19 protein-coding genes are annotated in these 19,716 nt (G+C 57.4%); 3 read left to right on the top strand and 16 right to left on the bottom strand.

Translation table 11 applies throughout. From position 1 onward, the window contains the following. Positions 1 to 3: 3 nt before the first annotated feature. From F8A88_RS06815 to rlmD, 9 genes are all read right to left on the bottom strand, one after another. A complete protein-coding gene (locus F8A88_RS06815; RefSeq protein ID WP_151150392.1) occupies positions 4 to 975 on the bottom strand; it encodes an RnfABCDGE type electron transport complex subunit D in 972 nt (323 codons plus the stop codon). A gap of 38 nt (positions 976 to 1,013) precedes the next feature. Then, positions 1,014 to 2,159 (bottom strand): 4Fe-4S dicluster domain-containing protein, encoded by a 1,146-nt coding sequence (locus F8A88_RS06810; protein WP_151150391.1) that lies wholly within the window; start codon positions 2,157 to 2,159, stop codon positions 1,014 to 1,016. A 5-nt stretch (positions 2,160 to 2,164) separates the two neighbouring features. Beyond that, entirely contained in the window at positions 2,165 to 2,641 is a 477-nt protein-coding gene (locus F8A88_RS06805) for a cytochrome c3 family protein (protein ID WP_151150390.1), read from the bottom strand. Positions 2,642 to 3,203: 562 nt separating this feature from the next. Beyond that, on the bottom strand, positions 3,204 to 3,791 hold the full coding sequence (locus tag F8A88_RS06800; RefSeq protein ID WP_151150389.1) for a flavodoxin family protein: 588 nt from the start codon (positions 3,789 to 3,791) through the stop codon (positions 3,204 to 3,206). A 401-nt stretch (positions 3,792 to 4,192) separates the two neighbouring features. After that, positions 4,193 to 4,639: an RrF2 family transcriptional regulator gene (locus tag F8A88_RS06795; RefSeq protein ID WP_151150388.1), complete on the bottom strand. Its 447-nt coding sequence runs from the start codon at positions 4,637 to 4,639 to the stop codon at positions 4,193 to 4,195. A gap of 176 nt (positions 4,640 to 4,815) precedes the next feature. Next, positions 4,816 to 5,442: a hypothetical protein gene (locus F8A88_RS06790; protein ID WP_151150387.1), complete on the bottom strand. Its 627-nt coding sequence runs from the start codon at positions 5,440 to 5,442 to the stop codon at positions 4,816 to 4,818. Between the two features lie 13 nt (positions 5,443 to 5,455). Continuing rightward, positions 5,456 to 6,055: a cobalt transporter CbiM gene (gene cbiM / locus F8A88_RS06785; RefSeq protein WP_151150386.1), complete on the bottom strand. Its 600-nt coding sequence runs from the start codon at positions 6,053 to 6,055 to the stop codon at positions 5,456 to 5,458. 284 nt (positions 6,056 to 6,339) lie between these two features. Further along, on the bottom strand, positions 6,340 to 7,587 hold the full coding sequence (locus tag F8A88_RS06780; protein WP_151150385.1) for an HD domain-containing protein: 1,248 nt from the start codon (positions 7,585 to 7,587) through the stop codon (positions 6,340 to 6,342). A 64-nt stretch (positions 7,588 to 7,651) separates the two neighbouring features. Next, a complete protein-coding gene (gene rlmD / locus F8A88_RS06775) occupies positions 7,652 to 9,040 on the bottom strand; it encodes a 23S rRNA (uracil(1939)-C(5))-methyltransferase RlmD (RefSeq protein ID WP_151150384.1) in 1,389 nt (462 codons plus the stop codon). Between the two features lie 60 nt (positions 9,041 to 9,100). On the opposite strand from rlmD, the gene F8A88_RS06770 reads away from it, so the two are divergent. Both F8A88_RS06770 and F8A88_RS06765 read left to right on the top strand, forming a co-directional pair. Continuing rightward, the gene (locus F8A88_RS06770; protein WP_151150383.1) at positions 9,101 to 9,406 is read left to right on the top strand and encodes a hypothetical protein; all 306 of its coding nucleotides are present in this window, start codon (positions 9,101 to 9,103) and stop codon (positions 9,404 to 9,406) included. 10 nt (positions 9,407 to 9,416) lie between these two features. After that, complete coding sequence (locus F8A88_RS06765) at positions 9,417 to 9,707, top strand: hypothetical protein (RefSeq protein ID WP_241667377.1); 291 nt, start codon at positions 9,417 to 9,419, stop codon at positions 9,705 to 9,707. A 16-nt stretch (positions 9,708 to 9,723) separates the two neighbouring features. Here F8A88_RS06765 and fliD read toward each other — a convergent pair whose 3' ends face one another. The 7 genes from fliD to F8A88_RS06730 form a co-directional block, all read right to left on the bottom strand. Then, positions 9,724 to 11,484: a flagellar filament capping protein FliD gene (gene fliD / locus F8A88_RS06760; protein ID WP_151150382.1), complete on the bottom strand. Its 1,761-nt coding sequence runs from the start codon at positions 11,482 to 11,484 to the stop codon at positions 9,724 to 9,726. A gap of 12 nt (positions 11,485 to 11,496) precedes the next feature. Then, on the bottom strand, positions 11,497 to 12,699 hold the full coding sequence (gene flgL / locus F8A88_RS06755) for a flagellar hook-associated protein FlgL (protein ID WP_151150381.1): 1,203 nt from the start codon (positions 12,697 to 12,699) through the stop codon (positions 11,497 to 11,499). Positions 12,700 to 12,711: 12 nt separating this feature from the next. Further along, positions 12,712 to 14,724 carry a flagellar hook-associated protein FlgK gene (locus F8A88_RS06750; protein WP_151150380.1) on the bottom strand — a complete coding sequence of 671 codons (2,013 nt, stop codon included), beginning with the start codon at positions 14,722 to 14,724 and terminating at the stop codon, positions 12,712 to 12,714. A gap of 31 nt (positions 14,725 to 14,755) precedes the next feature. Next, on the bottom strand, positions 14,756 to 16,294 hold the full coding sequence (locus F8A88_RS06745; RefSeq protein ID WP_151150379.1) for a flagellar hook protein FlgE: 1,539 nt from the start codon (positions 16,292 to 16,294) through the stop codon (positions 14,756 to 14,758). A gap of 33 nt (positions 16,295 to 16,327) precedes the next feature. Next, positions 16,328 to 17,008 carry a flagellar hook assembly protein FlgD gene (locus F8A88_RS06740; RefSeq protein WP_151150378.1) on the bottom strand — a complete coding sequence of 227 codons (681 nt, stop codon included), beginning with the start codon at positions 17,006 to 17,008 and terminating at the stop codon, positions 16,328 to 16,330. Beyond that, positions 17,005 to 17,565: an RNA polymerase sigma factor gene (locus tag F8A88_RS06735; protein ID WP_151150377.1), complete on the bottom strand. Its 561-nt coding sequence runs from the start codon at positions 17,563 to 17,565 to the stop codon at positions 17,005 to 17,007. The genes F8A88_RS06740 and F8A88_RS06735 overlap by 4 nt, the downstream gene beginning before the upstream one ends. A gap of 326 nt (positions 17,566 to 17,891) precedes the next feature. Next, positions 17,892 to 18,746, bottom strand: coding sequence for a flagellin N-terminal helical domain-containing protein (locus F8A88_RS06730; protein ID WP_151150376.1), 855 nt, complete (start codon positions 18,744 to 18,746; stop codon positions 17,892 to 17,894). A gap of 264 nt (positions 18,747 to 19,010) precedes the next feature. Between F8A88_RS06730 and F8A88_RS06725 the strand changes: the two genes are divergently transcribed. Beyond that, positions 19,011 to 19,715 carry a response regulator transcription factor gene (locus tag F8A88_RS06725; protein ID WP_151150375.1) on the top strand — a complete coding sequence of 235 codons (705 nt, stop codon included), beginning with the start codon at positions 19,011 to 19,013 and terminating at the stop codon, positions 19,713 to 19,715. Position 19,716: the final 1 nt, after the last annotated feature.

Genomic DNA, 19,716 nt, shown 5'->3' with positions numbered 1-19,716 from the left:
GGCCTATTTTCCCCCGAAAGGTTTGGGACGCACCCTGTCCAGCAGCGGGCTGAGCAGGTTGGTCAGCATGATGGCAAAGGGAACGCCGTCCGGGAACGCGCCGTACACGCGGATGATCACGACAAGGGAACCGGCGATGAGGCCGAACAGGAACTGGGGCAGCTTGCCCACCGGGCTGGAGGCCGTGTCCGTGGCCAGAAACAGCGCGCCGAAGACCGTGCTGCCCGCCAACAGGTGAAACAGGGGCGGCGCATAGGTACCCGGATCAATGAACCAGAACAGAGTGGAAACCGCGCTTACGCCCAGCACGAAGGACACGGGAATGTACCAGCGGATCCATTTGGTGATCAGCAGGAAGCCGCCACCCACCAGCAGGGCCGCCACCTGGGAGGCGCCGAGGCCGCCCAGCTGCCTCCCCAAAAGAAGATCCACATAATCGAACTGGCTCAGGGCTTCCACGCCGAACCGCTGCAACTGATAGACAGGATCGTTGCTCATGAAATGGGCGAGGTTCAGATCGATGTCCATGGCTGCGGGCCAGGACATGCGGCAAAAGGCCCACGCCACCAGCGGCGCGCAGACCGGGTTGCACCCGAACCCGCCAAATACGGTGCGTCCGAGCACGATGGTTACCACCGCACCTGCTGCGGCGACCCACCACGGGGCGGTTGCCGGCAACAGGAACGCGAACAGGATGCCCGCATACAGGGCCGTGAAATTGTCCACGTCCACGTCGCGGCCCTGCATGCGCAGGCAGAGCACTTCGGTCAATACGGCCACGGAACCGGCCACTCCGACCGTGGCGGCCGCAGGAAGACCGAACATGTATACACCGGCAAGCAATGCCGGAAGCAGCGCCGCCAGATGGGCGCGCATCATGGCGTGCAGGGTCCGTCCGCAGCGCCAGTGGGGCGCGGGCGACACGGTCAGCCGGGTCGCAATGTCGGACATGGCCTTTATTATGGGAGGAGTCATACTATCCTTCTCTCTTGGTCATTGTTGATTGCGGGCTCCTAGGCCTGCTCACTCCGGCCTGCGGCCCTGAGCTGATCCTTGGCAAAACGGATGTACTGCAACAGCGGTCTTCTCATGGTGCAGGAAAAGGCGCACAATCCGCATTCAAAACAACTGTGCAGGCCATGCTTTTCGGCCATTTCGAACATCTCGTATTCCGCATAGCGGCTGATGAGGTTGGGCTGTATGCGACCCGGACAGTTGAGCACGCACTCGCCGCAGTTGATGCAGCTCACATCCTGCACGTGGGGGAAGGCGTCGGACGAAATGACGAACATGCCGTAATCGCCCTTTCTGACGCCTTCGTCGAGGCTGTACACGGCTTCACCACGAAACGATCCGCCAAGCACCACGGTGTCGCCGGACGCGGCCTTTATGCCCAGACAGGAAAGCAGGTGGCGGATGGGGGTGCCGATGGGCACACGGTAGTTGCGGCCCTCGATGGTCATCACGGTTTCGGTGACGGGCAGGCCCGTACGAACCACCCGGCCCAGCGCATACAGATCCATGACGCTCATGATCTTGGCATTGGACGGAAACTCCTCGCCGGTCACGGCCTTGACCACCAGGGCGTCCAGGGAGTTGGGATACTTGGCCTTGATGGATTGGGGGGTGGTGCCCGGCAGGCGGTATTCCGATGCGTCGGCAACCGCAAGGATCGTGCGCTGCGGCTCGATCAGGGCGCAGGCAACATCCAGCCCGGCCTCGAGGTTCTCCATTTCGTCTGCCAGCATTTGCTCGGCCACGGAAACTCCCGGTTCCGGGTTCATGCCGTTGATGACCAGCGTTTCCGCACGGGACGAAAGCACCGCGATATCAATGCCCAGCTCCTGCAGGGTGCGCAGAAGCTCCCTGCCCGGCTGCAGCGAGGCCACGTTCACAGGCTCCGCATCGTCGCCACCCTCGCCACAGGCAATGACGAGGTGATGGTAGTCCAGATCACGAACCGTACCCGAAGCAGCGGCATGAAATGCGCCGCCCGACTGGGAAGGATGCTCGGCAATGGTGGAACCGAACCCCACCTTCTTGCGCTTGGCCGTCTTGAGCACGAGGTTGCGTACCTGAATGCTCAATTCCTCGGGCGCCGCAATATCGGCGATGCCATCCTTCAGTTGGGATTCAAGAGAATAATGTATTCTAAGCATTCGTATTACCTCGCATGGCACTGGTAGCAGGACTCGGCGCCATAGGGACCGCCATTTTCCTCGTGGCAGTCCATGCACTGGGCATGAAACGCATCGGCCCGAAGCGGAATATTCCCGGTGTCCGGCCTGTCCTCCTCGGCCAATGTCTCGCCGGGCACGTCGTCGTGGCAGCGCAGACAGGCATCCTCGCTCGAAAAAGCCTTGAAGTGCTCGGAGCGAAATGTTTCGTCAAAAGCCTTGGGATGGCAGGAACCGCAGGACACGGGCCTCTCCTGACCGATATCGTCGTGATGACAGTCCGCACATTCGAAGCCGTATTCGTCGGCATGGATGCGGTGGGAAAAGATGACTCTGCCGCCGTTGTTGTCCATGACCGTACGCGCCGGGACCACTTGCGCCTGCTCCGGCATGGCGCCACCGGCCACGGCCAGGGCGGCCAGTATGGCGACGATCACTGTTATGGGGATGTATCTCTGCTTCAATCGGATAGTCCTTTGCATGAATTGTATTCTCGCCAAAACCGGGCCACAGGACCCGAAATCACCAGAATCGACCATGTTCCCGCACAATCACGGCGCATGACGCGCCTGATGCGGAGACCGATTTTTCGGATCAGATTGATCGATCAATCAGCTATGCGGTTATAAGCAGAAAATGTGCCAGACAACGACAGAACACCGGAGGGAAGAAGCAGAAAATGACGCCCCGATCTCACGAACTCAGATATGGCAAGGGCTGACCGGGGGCCAGAATTGTGAAAAAAAGTTCAAGACAGGTGACGATACTGAAACGGCACGAAAAAACACATGGTGGAATTTCCGAAAAAAAAGACAAAAACAAGGCTCTCGCAAGACAGGAAAAGGCACAATTTCAAGCAGATGGACAACAACATCCACAGATCGCGCAGGTCTGTTTTTTCAGACACGCATGAACGGAAAATCCGCTGTTCGCCTGCTGTACGCACCGAAACCATATTGTAATGAATTGGACGGGAGAAACCGACCGGGGCATCAGGGGAGAGAGCACCGACAACAACAGATCCTGTTATTGCTCAAGGGAATCGGCAAGACGCATTCCGGCCTGCCGGGCCTGCTCCAGAATATCCGCATGGCGGGAAACGATACCACGGTCGAACAGGCGTAACACGCTTATCTCTTGCACGATTTCAAATCCATGAGCCTCCAGCGGCAAGCGCATGGCGTCCATGGCAAAACCCATGTCATGCTTGTTTTCCTGCTCGGCTATGGCAGCAATCACGGCCTTTCGCCCCTGCCCGGCCAGGCGGCTTGACCACCCCCTCGGCCGTTCGTCCGTAAAATCGTAGAAGCAGTACAGGCGATCAATGAACGCCTTCACCCATGCGGTCACATTGTAATTGTGCACAGGTGACACAAGCACCAACCCCCGAGACTGTTGCAGCCGGGGATACAGCAGGGTCATGCCGTCGCTGAACCGAGTACAGATCTTGTCGCGACGGCACCGCTCACACCCCACGCAGGGTTCGAAACGAAAATCCCGCAAGTGTGCATCTTCACAATCCTGACCCTTTTCGGCCGCCCCGGAAAGGATCGCCTCAAGCAACTTGTGTGAATTTCCTTTCTGACGCGGACTGCCTTCAATACCGAGAATCATGGGATACCTCCCGCCACGATTGCCATCATTGCATGAACGCCGATCATGAATCATAGCCTTGCCAAAAACAAGGACTTCCCGTCGGGACGACGCAACGAATCGCGGCTCGCGCCACTTTCACAAGCGGCGCCGCCGAGCAACGGGGCAGGATCGTCAGGATGGAAAAGGGAATTGGCACGGAATACCGGGCATAGCCGCCTGCGCAAGGTGGCCATGCACGCTCACGGACAACTTCGAAAGCACGCAGAATCCAACGGAACCGAGCTGGCCGCCGTGGTGAAGCCTCGGCCGTCAGGCACAGCACTCGGACGACACGAAAAAAAACCCGAAATCATCACGTATTTTTCCGTACGCGAAGATGTGGTCTTTGTGGCCGATCTGTTTATCGGCAACGTGAACGGTTATTTGAGCGACGGATTCCTGTTGGAAGGATCGGAACAGTCGTCCAGATCGCGCAAAAGGTCGTCCAACGTGATTGCGTTGAGTCTGTTGTACATGGCTTCGGAAGCCTGCACCCAAAGATTGCGCGTCACACAGTCGGCAAAACGCGGACACGAGGATTCGTCCGTTCCACACTCCACCAGAGAAATGTCTCCCTCGAGAACGCGCACGATCTCGCCCACGGTAATCTCGCCGGGGTCCTTGGCCAGCATATGCCCGCCGCGCGGCCCGCGCTTGCTGCGGATGAATCCCGCCTGCTTCAGCTCGCGAATGAGCTTTTCAAGATACTTGACCGATACGCCCTGACGTTGGGCTATATCGCTGATTCGCACCGGACTGGTTGCACCGTTTTGCGCAATATCCAAGGCCATGCGGGTTCCATACCTGCTTCGCGTCGTCAATCTCATAATATATACCTCACTGCCCTCACGGACAGTGCCTTAGCAAACATACATCTCGTTTGTCCACATATTCACACGTTTTTTATTCCACACAACATGGAACCTACGAGGTATACATTGCGTACGCAAATGACAAGCACAAAAACAGTGCAAAAGCAAAAGGCGCCTTTACATGCAACGACTCAGGAGCGAGGACGACGCGAACGAACCCACGCTATCAGGCCAGCGATCCCAAACAAATATCCAATACCTGCAAGCACTTCAGGGATACCGGGATCTTCATTGCGCATATCGGCGATCATCACCCTGATGCCGCCCACCTCTTCTCGAACAACCTGGCGAATCACATCCTCCAGTTCGCCCCTTGAGACAGCCACATCATTGGCGCCGGACCCAACAGCCGTTTCCACACCATCCGCACTTGTGTTTTCCACAAGTTTACCAGTTGAGTTTTCCACATTAGAACTCGAATTATACTCCTCATACGGCATTTTCCAAACACCCCTGTGCCCCTGCCCGGCAAGAATCACCAGATCAAGATCCATGTGCCCCGACCGAGCCTGTTCCGGAACGGGGAAGGAGAAATGCCCCTGCGTATCGGTCGTACCGGTCAGCAACACCTTTCCGGTGGCCGAATCCCGCACCTCCACGGTGCCGCTCTGGACGCGCCTGCTTTTGCTGTAGCCGCTGGACGTGTGGATGATGTCGCCATCCACATAGGCAAAAATATTAACCTTGTGGGCTTCGGCGCGCGGTGTCATGCACACAGACACACACGCACAGATCAGGATCATGTGCAGATATTTCATAAAAACTCCGTAGTTATGCTGTTATTCCTTGCAGAACCTCGGGTTTGACCCGCGCAAGAAATGAATAGGCGAACATGGTGATAAACCCTTCCACGACCATAATCGGAATATGAGCGGCTACCAAACCGGCCGCCAGCGGCACAAACGCTTCGCCGGAAAGAGCCAGGGCCGAGGCTGCGAACAGCGCGCTGAGAAGCACGGAGCAAAAGCCCACCAGAAACGCCCCGACAGCGGCCTTGCCGTTGCGCAAAAGCGGCCGGAACAGGTAGTAGCAAAGCACGGCGGGAGCGGCCATGGTAAAGGTGTTCAGTCCCAGAACGGTCAACCCGCCGTACTGGAACAGCACGGCCTGCAACAAAAGCGCAACCAATATGGAAGGAAACGCGGCCCAACCCAACACAAGACCGAGCAGGCCGTTGAGGATCAGGTGTGCGCTGGACGGCCCTACAGGCACATGCACCAGCGAGGCCACGAAAAAAGCCGCGGACAGGATGGCCACCCCCATGATGCGGTCGTAATCCATGCGCCTGAGGCCCACCGCAGTTCCGACCACGGTCAACGCCGCACCGGACAAGAGAACCGGGGCAGCCAGGACCCCTTCGGAAATATGCATCTTCCATCCCCTCTTGCGCCCGTCGCAGTTGACGCCAAATGACGCCACCAAACAAGCGCATACGAATTTTCATTGCGTATACACCATGCGCAAACGAACAACAAGGCGCGGCTTCAAAAGAAAGGGGGAATCAGAGCGCATGTCATGCCGACCACGCAGGCTGACTCCAAAAGGCGGGAAAGAGCAAGGACGACGCGTACACCAACGTACGCGAGGATTTGCTCTTTTTGCATCCCCGTTGTTACCGGCAGCTATCGGGCCGCTATCGGCAGCCTGAAGGCGTTTTAGTCGAAATCGGCCAGCAGTGCGCTGATCTGGACTCCGGCCACCGTGGGGTTATCGTGATAACGCTGACGAATGCGGTACAGGGCCTGATGCAACTGGTCCGAGGAAATGCCGTTTCTGAGCGCGGTGTGCGCCTCGATGTAGGCGGCGAGGCTGTCGCAGACCTTGAGCAGTTCGCCGTCCTTGGGGTCCAGCGAGTCGTGGTTGCAGTTGGCGGCCAGTTGGGCGGAAGTGACCTCCTCGATGCAGCCGTCGCGCTGGATGGAACTCTTGAATTCGGAGCCGACCTCCAGACCCAGGAAATAGGCCATGCGGCCGGCTATGTCTTCGTAGCCACCATCCCGCAACGGTTTGAGCACCACGCGCTCCAGCTCGCGCAATTCGTAATCGCGAATCAGGTCCGCCATTTCCGGGGACGCACCCTTGACCGGAGAAATGATGTCGCGGGTCAGCAGTTCGGGCAGGTCGTGCACCAATCCGGAAAAGAAGTTGTTCTGCATGCGCGCCCGGCACGCGCCCACTTCGATGCTGAAAAACCACGAATAGGCAGCCACGATGTACATATGCCCCAGCACCGATGTCTCGGGGACGCGCGGGGTCTGGGACCACCGCTTCTGAAACCGCAGGCGGCCGCACATGCGGGCGAACTTGCCCAGCACAGTGCCCTCCTCATCCAGAAGGTCGGAAACACCCCTGATGTCCGAAAGCGCACCCAGCCGGTCCAGAAAACTCTGCTCGATCCCGGTCAATTCATGGTCCATCTCGTTGATGGCTTTGAGCAGCTTGAACTCGGAATAGCTGGCGTACAGGTGCGAGGCCTGCAAAATACGGCGGGCCAAGCCCTTGTCTTCCGGCTCCATGAGATAGGCGGTCATGCGCTCGCGGAACTCCGGTCCCAAGGGGCTGATGCGCGGGGTCAGCTCGCTGAGCACCCATTCGGTAAGCTTCCGATAATCTTCCCGGTTTTCCTTGATCTTGTAGAAAACCGGCGGCTTGATGTCCGTGATGACCAGACGGTACAGGTAATCGAACAGACCGCCTTCCACCACGGCCTCGCCCAGCGCACGCCTGCGCGCCACGTCCATGTCCCGCGAATTGATGACGAACAGCAACCACGCCACCAGCATCTTGTGGGCCTGTTTGTCCACTTCCACCAATTCCATGGGCCGCAGCTTGTCGTTCCAGCGTTTCATGAACGCGCCGGTGAAAATGAGTTCCAGCAGGCTTTTACGGACGATGACGGACATGGTGCCTCCGATTACGGTTCACGGACAAGGGATTCAGAGTGCCGAATTTGCGCGGCAAAGGCAATCAGTCGAAATCGGCGCGCTCCAGAATGGCAACGGTCTCCACATGATGCGTGTGCGCAAAAAGGTCCACAGCTTGTGCCCGAACCACTGAATACTGCGGGGCAAGCCGCGAACAGTCACGGGCAAGAGTGGCGGGATCGCAGGAAACCGCCACGATGCGTTTGGGCCGCAATGCGAGCAACGCCTTGACCACCGGTTCATGCATGCCGGACCTCGGCGGGTCGCAGACCACCACGTCCGGCCGGGGTAACGAATCAAGATTCAGCCCGTCTTCAAGACTCCCGGCATGATACTCGCAATTTTCAAGCCCGTTCATGCGGGCGTTGGCATACGCATCGCGCACCGCGTCCGGCGAAAGCTCGAAACCGACTACCCTGCGAACCACACCCGCAAGGAAAAGACCGATGCCGCCGGCCCCGCAGTACAGGTCCAGCACGGTCTGGTCCGCGCTGAAACCGCCCATGTGCAACACGGCATCGTACAGGTCCGAGGCACCTTGCGTATTGGTCTGGAAAAACGAGTTGGCGGATATACGGTAGCGCACGGCCGTATCGCCGCGCAGCAAACGCTCCTCAATGTATTTGCTGCCGCTGACATGATGCACGCGCTCGCCAAAGGCCAGGGTATTGCGGCTACGGCGGCTGGAATGCACACAGGAATCCATGCCCGGAATCGAGGCGTGCAGGGCCTCGACAATGCGCGCGGCGTCCTTGTGCAGCTTGGGGTCGTCCGCAGTGATCAGATGGGCCATGAGTTGGTCTGTACCCGTATGCCGCACCACCAGATGCCGCCAATAGCCACGCCCTGAGGCGGGATCATACGCCGCAATGCCGGATTCCTGACACAAGAGTCGCGCCTCGCGCAGCACATCCATGGTCCGTTCCGAACACAGCGGGCACCGCTCCACATCGAATACGGCTCCTTGCCCCTTGCGTCCCGGTTCGGTACGCGCATGCAGGCCCAGGCGCAGCGGCTCATCCGCACGCCCTCCGGCAAAGGCGAATTCCATCTTGTTGCGGTAGCCGAACACTGCGGGAGAGGGCACGGGCTCCAGCATTTCCGGTTCCACGCCGCCGATGCGCGCCAACGCATCCGACACCTGCCGGGATTTCCAGGCCAGTTGTTCCGAATAGGCCAGATCCTGCCATACGCATCCGCCGCACACGCCAAAATGCGGGCATTGCGGTTCCACGAAATGCGGGGTCTGTTCCAGCACCTCTTCCACCACGGCCTTGGCAAACCGTTTCTTCACCAACGTCAACCGTGCGCGCACGCGCTGGCCGGGCAGGCCGCGCTGCACGAAAACGGCCATGCCGTCCACGCGGGCAATGCCGTCGCCGCCAAAAGCCAAAGCCTCAACGCCACATTCGATCATTTCGCCTTTTTGCATAATAATTCTCCGTGGCCGAGGTTTGACAGGTTTCCCCGGCCCTGTCTATCCTCGACCACCATGATCGACAAATCGTCCGCCATGAACACCATCCTGCGCAAGCTGGACAAAATGGACATCGGCCAGGGATTGGACCTGCGAACCTACAAGCGCAACCGCGCCATCCTGATACGCAGGACCGGACCGGATTCCTTTGCCGTGGTGCAGGCCGGGTATGAAAGCAACACCTTTGAGGAAAACGGGACCAGCATCAAAAAACGCCTCAAGACGCTGTTCAAAAAGGAATTTCCCAGAAGCACGAAAATCCGTGTTTATGCATTGGACGAGAACGCTCCCCTGCGGCCCGAAACCCGAAAAACCATCTGAAGGCGGCACCATGGCCATGATCGACAAGGCCGCGGCACTGGGTGTGGTGCTCGGCAAAATCAAAGCAATGGAACAGGGCCACGGGCTGGAACTGCTGACCTACAAACGGGACCGGGCCGTGATCATACGCCGCTCCGGGCCGGAGGCCTTTTGCGTCATTCAGAACGGCTTTGAACAAGCCCGGTACATAGAATCCGCCAAGGGACTGCGCCCCCTGCTCAAACGGCTGCTAAAAAAGGAATTCCCCAGAAGCAACAAGGTCCGCCTCCGGGCTCTTTCCCCGGACGACAGACCCTGTTGAACCGTTGGAGCATGTTCTAGGTCGAAGTCAATGAGGCGATCATGGACTGCATATTGGTATAATAGGAAAGCATGGAATCCAGCGCCGAATACTTTTCCTTCAGGCGCGTATTGAGGTTGTCCAGCCGCAACTCCTCGGAATAGATGGAATCCTCAAGACTGCTGACCGACTCCTCGTAATATTCGATCTGCGTGGCCAGCACGCCGTCGCCCGCGCTCAGTTCACTGATCACGTCGATCATCTCGCCGACCTTGCCCTGCTTCACGTACACCGTGCCCGAGTGGTCGCCGTCGGACAGATTGGTGGCCTGAAGATACAAACCCTGCGAGCCGGAATCGCTGGACGAGGCAAACAGGGTGGTGCCGTCGATGGTGGCGGCTTCCCCATCGATGTATGCCTCGGTGATCACGCCGCCCGACACGGTGTAGGAGACATCATACGCGCCACCCTCGGTCAGGCTGTCGACCCATGAAGTGACCTTGAGATCATCCGAATAGGTTGTAGCCTCGCCCGAGGCACAGAACAGCCGGGCCACGGCCCCGGGATCATCGTCAAGGGCCGCATCCAGCGCGTCCTCGTCGTCCTGCAACTGGCCGAACGTATCCGAGCCCTCGTCCGTATCCGTGTAGAACCCCAGCATGGCAAGGCTATTGTAATAATCACCCACGCCGGAATCATAGTCGTAATAGGTGCCGATTCCTTGCGTGGACAAAACGTTCTTGATGCTGTCGTAAATGAAATCGGTAACATAGTTGTCCACGGTGTAGGTGACGTCGTCAGCGTCGTCGTCATCCGCGGCCTCGTCAGCATCGTCGCCGCTTTCCACGTTGGCAGCGTCCTCAAGACGGCCGGTCAGGGTCTGGATGTCCAGTATGATCTGGTTCACCTCCTCCACGAAATCGTAAATCTTCTCCTTGATGGCGTCTTCGTCGTATTCCACGTTGATGGTCAGGGTACTGCCGTCCGTGGTGTCGCGCAGATTCACTTCCACGCCGTCGATGACATCGTCGATCTCGTTGGAATCGCGTTCCAGCCAGGTATCCTCACCCGGGGGGAAGCCGTCCACCTTGATCTGGGCGTTGCAGGCCTCCTGCGTATTCTCGAAATTGCTCAGGTCAAAACCGTCGATGGTACCCGTGTCGGTAAGAGTTATGGTATTGTCCGCCCCGGTGTCCTGACCGGAAAGGAAAAAATAGTATTCATCCCCATCGCTGAGCAGGCTGGCTTCCACGGCTTCACTGGCATCGGAATCGCGGTTGATGCTGTCCACCAATCCCTGCAGGGTGGTGCCTGCGGCAACGTCCACGGCTATGGTCTCGTCGCCGTAGGTGAAGGTCAGTTGGGTGTCGGTAGTGGTTATGATCGTATCGGTGGAATCGTAGGTGTAGCCGGTGGTTGCCCACACGTCATAACGCGCCAACTGATTGATCTCCAGTTCGTACGACCCTTCGCGGGCTTCACCCGTGGCCTCCACGCTCACGGCATCGTCATCCGTGGTGGTCACGCCCATCTCGATGAATTCGTCAGGGTCGTCATACTCGGACAGGGTATCCTCAAGCGCCTCGAACTCCTCCTGAAGGTCCTCCAGAAGGTCCACAATGTACTCAGTCTCTTCAAGGTCCGCCTCATAGGTTTCCAACTGGACGCTCTGGGCCTCGACCTGCGCTTCGCGAATCTCGTCAAAATCGGTGCCGTTGCCCAGCCCGGAAAAGGTGATGCTGCCCGACGTGCTGATGGGCGAGTACGTGGTGCTGCTGACAGACGAAATATAACTCATGCCCATTACCTCCTAGATGTAATTGAGCAGACTCATGTCGATGATCTTTGCCGTGGACGAAATCACTGCCTCGTAAACATAGTTGGCCTGTTCCAATTCGATGGCCAGCTGCGTGGCGTTGGCGTCCTCCTCCATGCTGATGGAGCTGGCCAAAACCTCCTGCACGAGCCCCTGACTCTGCTGCATGTAGCTGGCCCGGTTTTCACGCGCGCCCACGTTGGCATTGCCCGCTTCCAGGTTCGTCTGCGCCTCGCGCAACTCCTCAAGGGCATCTGCCACTCCATCCGCATCACCTACGGCAAGGTAGGCTTCCAGTTCGCAGAGCGATTCAAACAGATTGGGCTCTTCGTAGGCCTCCCCGGTGACTGGATCAATGCCCCCGAAATATTCACTGCCCACGGTGGTAACGTCCATTTCCGTGTTTTCGGCCACGTACAGGTCCATGTCCTTGTCGCTGCCCGTGTAGTAAACGGCCGTGCGGATCAAAAACTCCGAGCCTTCCACACCGTTGGCCTCGTCTTCCTCGGTCACGGCCGTGCCCGAAAGCATTTCCACCTCGCAATCATCGATAACCAGCGTGGTATCGCCGGCGGCCAACACTGCGGACGTCCATGTCTGTCCGCCGTCCGTGGAATAGCTGTAGTCGAGGTCATCGGTTCCGCCCACGGTGCCGGTTTCGTCAAAGCGCACAGAGAGGGTGCTGTCGATCTCGCCGGTCACGGAGGTAAAGTTACCGTTGCTCAGGGTGTCGTTGGTCATGCTTACCCCAAGGCCGTATTCATAGGCGTCGTCGCCGAGGTCGTCCCCGGCAAATACGGAATCCTCGCCATACTTGGTGTTGGCGATGTTGAAGAGACTGTCCACGTACCCGGCCGCTTCTTCGGCCATGAGCACCAACTGGTCGAATTCGTAGGTTCCGGTGGAACCCTGCTCGGCCAATTCCAATGCCGCAGTGATCTGTTCGGACGCCAGCATGAATTCCTCGTCCTGCAGGCTGAGCATGCTGGAGGCCACGCTGCAGTTTTCAACGTATCCGCTCAGGCTGGAATCGTACGCGCGCAGCTCCATGGTCAGACCCATGCCCGCCGGATCGTCCGAAGGCGAATTGATCCGTTTTTGCGTCGTGTTCATGGTGTTGAGCTCCATGACGTCGGTCAAAGAGGAATTCAACTGCGAAAGCGTGCTGGCATAAATCTGTGACGTGCTGATACGCATGACTCATCCTCCTCAAACAAGGCTCAAAGCGGTTTGCATGAGGGTCTGCGTGACCTCGATGATCTTGGCGCAGGCCTCGTACTGGTTCTGATACTTGGTCAGGTCCACCAATTCCTCGTCCACGTTCACACCGCTGGCGGATTGCTGCTGGTCATAATAGAACTCCGCGTTGGACGACGCGCTGGCCTGCGCGATTTCCGCGGAAGACGCTGCCGACCCCACATCCGAAACGATGGCCGCCAGATAGTCGCTGAACGAGGTGCCGTCCTGACCCCCGATGCTCAGAGTCATGGCCTCGGAAAGCGCGTAGATGGCATTGGCCGTATCGTTGGACCCTGAAGCAACGGTTCCGTCGGTAAGATCCACGGCACCGCAGTTGATGTGGCCCACGTTGTCCACCACATAGTCATTGAGATTGATGGTCCCGGCGTCCGTGCCCGTGTAGAAGGTATTCACCCCGCATGCGGCCATAAGGCAGGAGGTGTCCTCGCCCATTTCAAAGCTCATGTCCGTGGCCGAACTCAATTCAAGCTGTCCGTCCGCATTGACGCCGGCGGAAAGATCCGGCCCGAACGTGGCGTTGATCTGGGCCACGACGCTGTCCAGCGAATCAGTCGTCGGGTCCACGGTGATGGTATCCATGATGGAAACATTGCCGTCCGCATCGTATGTCACCAGTGAAAATTCACCGGCCTCGATCCTGTCCGCAAAATACAGGCCACAATTCTCAAGCGTTGCGGAGGAGTCGTCTGCCGCATAGGTGCCGGTGATGGCCGTATGGGGCTCGGTGCCCGTGCCCTGCGAATGGGCCACGTTGGTTTCCCATATGAGCGCCTCGGCCAGCGAATCCAGATTTTCGAGCGTGGGCACGAGGTCCTGGTCACGCGTGTCGAACAGCCCGGCAATGGAGCCGCTTTCCAGACGGTTGGAGATGTCGTCCGAAGGCGTGACGTTGACCAGAGAACCGTCCCCGGCCTCCCAGTACAGGCCGCTCTTGGCCACGATGGTATACTGGTCGCCCTCGGCGTGGTCCGAGGTACCGCCGTCAAACCAGATTTCCACGCCGTCCACGGTCACGGAATTGGTGGAATCGTCCGCCGTGTACAGAATCTCGTTGCCGGAGTCGTCGGTCTCCCATGTGACCCCGCCGTCATAGGACACCTTGAACTGCGCGGTGCCGTCCGGCCCCGAGGACACGAACTCGATGGTGATTTCCTCGGCCGAGCTGCCGGAAAAACTGATCTCGCCGTCATAGGTTGACGAAGACACCAGAGAATCCGTTGACGTGGCTGCGGCATACTTGAGATAGTGGGTTTCGTCGCCATCCACCAATGGATACGACCCGTTGACCACATCCACCAGAACTTCGCCGTTGTCCTTGTAGGTCACGTCGATTTCGACCAACGCGTCAAGATCGCGGAGCGCCTGCGTGCGTTCGGCAATGAGCTGGGTGTTGTCGGAATCGGCCACGATGGCTTCGTTCAGGGCCGCGATCTGGTCGATCAGCTCATTGGCCTCGCTTACCTGGCTGGCGATCTCGCTCTCCACCGTGTCGATGGCATTTTCAATTTGTTCCGAGGTGTTGTTGAGTTCGTAAATCAGATTTTCCGAATCCCCCAACAGGGCCTCACGCGCCGCCAGAGAAGTCGGGTCCGAGGACAACTCGTTCCATGCCAGCCAGTTCTCGTTCAGCAGGTAGTTCAGGCCGCTGTCCTCCTCCTGATCGAAGAGGGAATTCATCTGGTCCAGATAGTTCAGGGACGTATCGTAGTAGCACAGCTCGGCATAGGCAGCGAGATACTGGGCCTCCAGAAACGTGTTGAGTTGCGATTCCAGATTCACGATGGTGGCCCCGAGGCCCACGGTGACGCCGTTGTAGGTGGTGGAACCCGAGGTCTCGTACACGGCCTCGGTGCGCGAATATCCGGCCGTGTCCGCGTTGGCGATATTGTTGGACGCGTTGTTGATGGACACCTGCGCGTTGGCCATGCTGTCCGTGGCAAGCGAATACAATGAATTCAACATGATGCTGCCTCCCGGGTTCCGTTATCCATGACTAGCTCTTGAGGCTGACCGCGATCTGGATCATGTCGTCCGCCGTGGTGATGACCTTGCTGTTGGCCTGATAGGCGGATTGAATGATGATCAGGTTGGTCATCTCCGTGGCCGTATCCACGTTGGAACCTTCCAGGGTGTTGGAAGCGATGGTGCCGAAGCTGGCGCTGCCCGCAGTGCCGATGACCGGCTGCCCGGACTCGGTGGTGGCGGAAAACAGGTTGCTGCCTTCTGCGGTCAGTCCTTCCTCGTTGGTGAAGTCGGCAACAGCCACCTGAAAAAGCGCGCTCTCCACGCCGTTGGAGTAGATGCCGTACAGCACGCCGTTCTCATCGACCTCCACTTCCAGCAGGGTTCCCGTGGCGTAGCCGTCCTGATATTTGCTGTAGGTGGCCGAGGAACTGTCGCTGTAGCAGGTGGTGGATCCCACTCCCAGAGCCGCCTCGTTGAACGTGGGCAGGTCGTCGGGGTCGGTCGTGGCCGTGATGTCGTCAAGGGAATCGATACCGCTGGAGGTGTCCCAGCCCGTGCCGCTGACGTCCTTGTTGTTCAGGCCGAAGTTCAGGGTGATTTCCTGATTGTCCGTGGAACCGGTGAAGTTCACGTCCATGATCGGGTACCCGCTGCTGTCGAACTCGGCCAATTCCCAGTTGGCCTCGTTGGTGGGGTCGCCCGCCACCGAGGGCGAATCCGAATAGGTAAACGCGGTCATGTTGTTCAGCTGGCCGCTGGAATCAAAGGTCAGGGTTCCGGTCATGAGCAGTCCGGCTGCGCTGGTGCCTTCCAGATCGGTGCGCTGGTCATCGTCCGGATCACAGGCCACGATGTATTCCCAAACCATGTCGCCGTCGTCGTCCTCGCCCACCGGGTCCATGTACACGGTCAGGTCATGCGCGGTGCCGTTTTCGTCATAGATGGTCATGGTGGTGCTGTAGGAATAACGGGAATCGTCCAGCGGCGTGTCGTCCAATCCGTTGTAGTTGTTGAACAGCGCGGTATACTGGTTGGTAGCCTCGGAATAATTCTCGCTGGAGGCGTCCAGGTTCATGGTCAGGGAAATCTCGCTGGTGGGGTTGGGCGGGGATTGGGAACTGTCCAGCATCACATCCGTGAGCGATCCTGTGGCCGACCCGTCCACCATCTGCCAACCCTGCACCACGTTGCCATGCGCATCCACGAGAAACCCTTCCTCGTTGAAATCGAAATTGCCCGCACGGGTGTAATATGTGTTGCCGTTGTCCGGGTCGGTAACGATGAAGTAGCCGTTTCCGTTCAGGGCGAGGTCCGTGGCATTGTTGGTGCTCTCGTATGACCCTTGGGAAAAATCCGTGTCGATGGACGCGGTGGTCACGCCGTGGCCGATCTGATCCACGCTGCCCCCGGCGTAGACCGTGGAATAAAACACGTCCTCGAATTCTATTGAAGAACTCTTGAACCCGGTGGTGGTGCTGTTGGCGAGGTTGTTGCTGACCACCGAAGTAGCCAAACTCTGGGCCTGCATGCCGGAAATGCCTGTGTACAAAGCTCCGCTGACGCTCATTTCAAACTCCTTTTTGTCCTTGAAAAAATGGTATTAGCTGTCGCTCGACGCGGTCGTGGTGGCCACGTTGAGCATGTTGACTTCACGCCCGTCGTCCAGGGTCAGGATGACCCCCGAACTGGACTGGGTCACGGCGACGACCGTTCCCGAGGCAGTTGTGCTGGAGGTGATGGATGCATCGTCGGAATCATAGGCGGACACGGCCACGTAATAGGTGCCGTCGTCCACGGCATTGCCGTCCTCGTCCTGGCCGTCCCACTGGAAAACATGCTCGCCGGACTCGGTTTCGCCCAAGGTGGTCGTATCCACGATGTTTCCGGACGAATCGTAGATGTTCAGGGTCACGTATTCGGCGTCGTCGCCGAGGATGTAGCCGAGCGAAGTGACGTCACCGCCGTCCACCACCACGGAACTGCCCACGGCCAGAACTTCCTTGCCCAAATAGTCCAGACCGGCCGTGGATGTAACGGATTCGATGGACTCGGTCAGGGTGTCGAGCTGGTCGGACATGTAGGTCAGCTGCTCAAGCTGGGAATAGCTGGTGAGCTGGTTGATCATTTCCGTGTTGTCCATGGGCTCGGTGGGATCCTGATACTGCAGCTCCGTGGCCAGCAGGGTCAGGTAATCGTTGTAGTCGACCTCCGAACTCGAATCGGAGCTCGACGTGGTCGTCGACGATGTCGCGTTCAGGTAGCTGGTAACGTCAATGCTCATGACGCCCTCCTCGGGATGTCCGTTGGTTCCGTGCCCATGTGGCGGCGAAGCCGCTCCAGAGCCTGATGCTTGATGCTGCGCGCGGTTCTGGACGTTATTTCCAGACGCTGTGCAATATCGCCTGCTTCAAATCCTTCCTGAAAATACATGCGAACAACCTGTTCCTGACGTTCTGTGAGCAGTCCTTTGGGCAACTCCAACGATAATTGATCTTGTTCACACTGCAGCTCATTTTCATATATATCTATATTCGTCTCATTGGCGTGCCTATTTCTTTTACGCATGTAGTCAATGACACTTGTTTTCGATATTATGCTGAGCCATGTTTTCATTGAGCTTCTCTTTTCATCAAAATTTTCTGCATACTTATTTTTTATGAGCTTCAATGCTATCTCCTGAAAAATATCATCATACTCGTGATTTTCTATTATCAATCCATTCAGTCTAATAAATTGAATTATGTACTTATATATGAGTCGAGAATAATTTCTGAATATCATTTCAGACGGATTGTTTTCCTCTACATAATCTTTATGATCGATCTGTAACTGCATCATTTTCCCCTTGCCTCCAATGAAGCAATGATGATGCCCAACAACATTAAGAATACTACAAGAATACTCTTTATTTTATATCGAACAGTAAAGAGAGATGCGCCAACATCAATTTGGCTTGCGATATGAAAATATTTCTTTATGGCAACAGGCGTACATGAAGCGCATGCGTGAACCGCAAGACAGAAATTCAAAAAAAAGAATGTAACCGAATGGAGCTGCCGACAGACCAAGATCAATAGGGAATTGGACGAGGAAAGGTTCAGACGTCTTGCACGCACAAAAAAAGGCCCGGCGAACCGGGCCTTGAAGATCACTACCTGATGCAACTATCCGATGAGAGACAGCGCCATCTGCGGCAGCGAGTTTGCCTGCGAGAGCATGGACACAGCGGACTGCGAAATGATCTGCTGCGCCGAGTACTCGGTCATTTCCGTGGCCACGTCCACGTCCGAGATCTGGGATTCCGCGGCCTGCAGGTTTTCCGCCTGAATCTCAAGGTTGGAGATGGTGGCATCCAGCCTGTTTTCCATGGCACCGAGGTTCGCCCGGATGGTGTCCTTGGAAATGATGGCCGCGTCCAGCGCGTCCAGGGCCTCCTGCGCCTGGGCCTGGGTGGACACCGTTGCTCCGGCACCGTCCCCGCTCTGCAGGCCGACGCCAAGGGCGGAAGCCGTGCAGTCGCCGATCTTGACGGTGTACTTGTCCTCGGCCTCGTCGTTGCCTGTGCCGAAGTGGATGGTCACGCCATCGTCGGAAAGGTTGCCGTTGAGCAGGTAGATGCCGTTGAAGTCCGTAGCGCTGGCAATACGGGTGATCTCCGAAGACATGGCCTGATATTCCTGGTCAATCAGCTCGCGCTGCGCATCAGTATAGGTACCGGTCGCAGCCTGCTCGGCCAATTCCTTCATGCGGATGAGCTTTTCGTCGGTAACGGAAAGCGCGCCATCCGCAGTCTGGATCATGGAAATGCCGTCGTTGGCATTGCGCACGCCCTGTTGCAGGGTGGAGATGTCCGAACGCATGAGTTCGCGCACGGCCAGCCCCGCTGCATCATCGGCCGCCGAGTTGATGCGCAGTCCCGAAGAAAGCTTCTCTGTGGAAGAACCAAGCGCTTCATAGGCATCATTCAGGTGACGGGCAGCAGAGTTGGCCATTGTGTTGTTGTTAACCACCAAAGACATAATTACCTCCTTGTAACCAGTTGTCTGTTGCTTCCATGCAACAAGAACTTTCCACAGCGGAAAATTCTTTTCCTACTCCATGTATACGAATGAAACTTGCATATCGTTCATGGCAGGAATTTTTTTCCGCTACGGAGGCCTCATGTTGTATTTATGTATATTTATGAATATTAATGTTTCTTAATAAACTTTATGCTTACTTATGCATGTTCCTTTTCCTTTTTTTACCTTAAACATATATATTGATTGCCAAGGGGGAACGTAATGAACTCTATATTACTTATTGATGACGACCCGGAACTGGGCGAAATGCTTTCCGCCTATTTGGACAGTGAAGGGTACACGCTGAGCACGGAATATTCCGCCGCCGATGGTTTGGAGCGATTCCACAAGGACAGCTATGACCTCGTGATCCTTGACATCATGCTGCCGGATACCAGCGGATTCAACGTGCTGGGGCAGATTCGTGCGGAATCCATGGTCCCGGTGATCATGCTCACGGGACGCGGCGAGGAGATCGACCGGGTCGTGGGACTTGAGATGGGCGCCGACGACTATGTTTCCAAGCCGTTTCCGCTGCGGGAGCTGCTGGCGCGCATGCGGGCCGTGCTGCGGCGGTTTGAAAACTCCGGCGCCGCCATGCACGTTTCGGAAACCGGCAAATCCCGCATCGTCCTCAACAACCTGACCATCGACATGGGCGCACGCACGGCCATGCTGGACGGTGAAGAAGTGCACCTGACCGGCGCGGAATTCAGCATTCTGGAACAGCTCGGCGAAGGCATGGGGTCCGTGGTGGAACGCGAAGCGCTCATGGAAAAGGCTCTGGGCAAGGGCGCGGACATCGACGACTATGTGCTCAACGTGCACATGAGCAACCTGCGCAAAAAACTCGGCGATTCGGTCCGCATCAAAACCATACGAGGCCGCGGCTACCTGATGGTGACCAGTGCTGAAACGGAGCACTGAC

It is taken from the genome of Pseudodesulfovibrio senegalensis (assembly GCF_008830225.1).
Classification (GTDB): domain Bacteria; phylum Desulfobacterota; class Desulfovibrionia; order Desulfovibrionales; family Desulfovibrionaceae; genus Pseudodesulfovibrio; species Pseudodesulfovibrio senegalensis.
The sequence above is the reverse complement of the archived record's forward strand: the minus strand, read 5'-3'. Positions and strand labels throughout refer to the sequence as shown.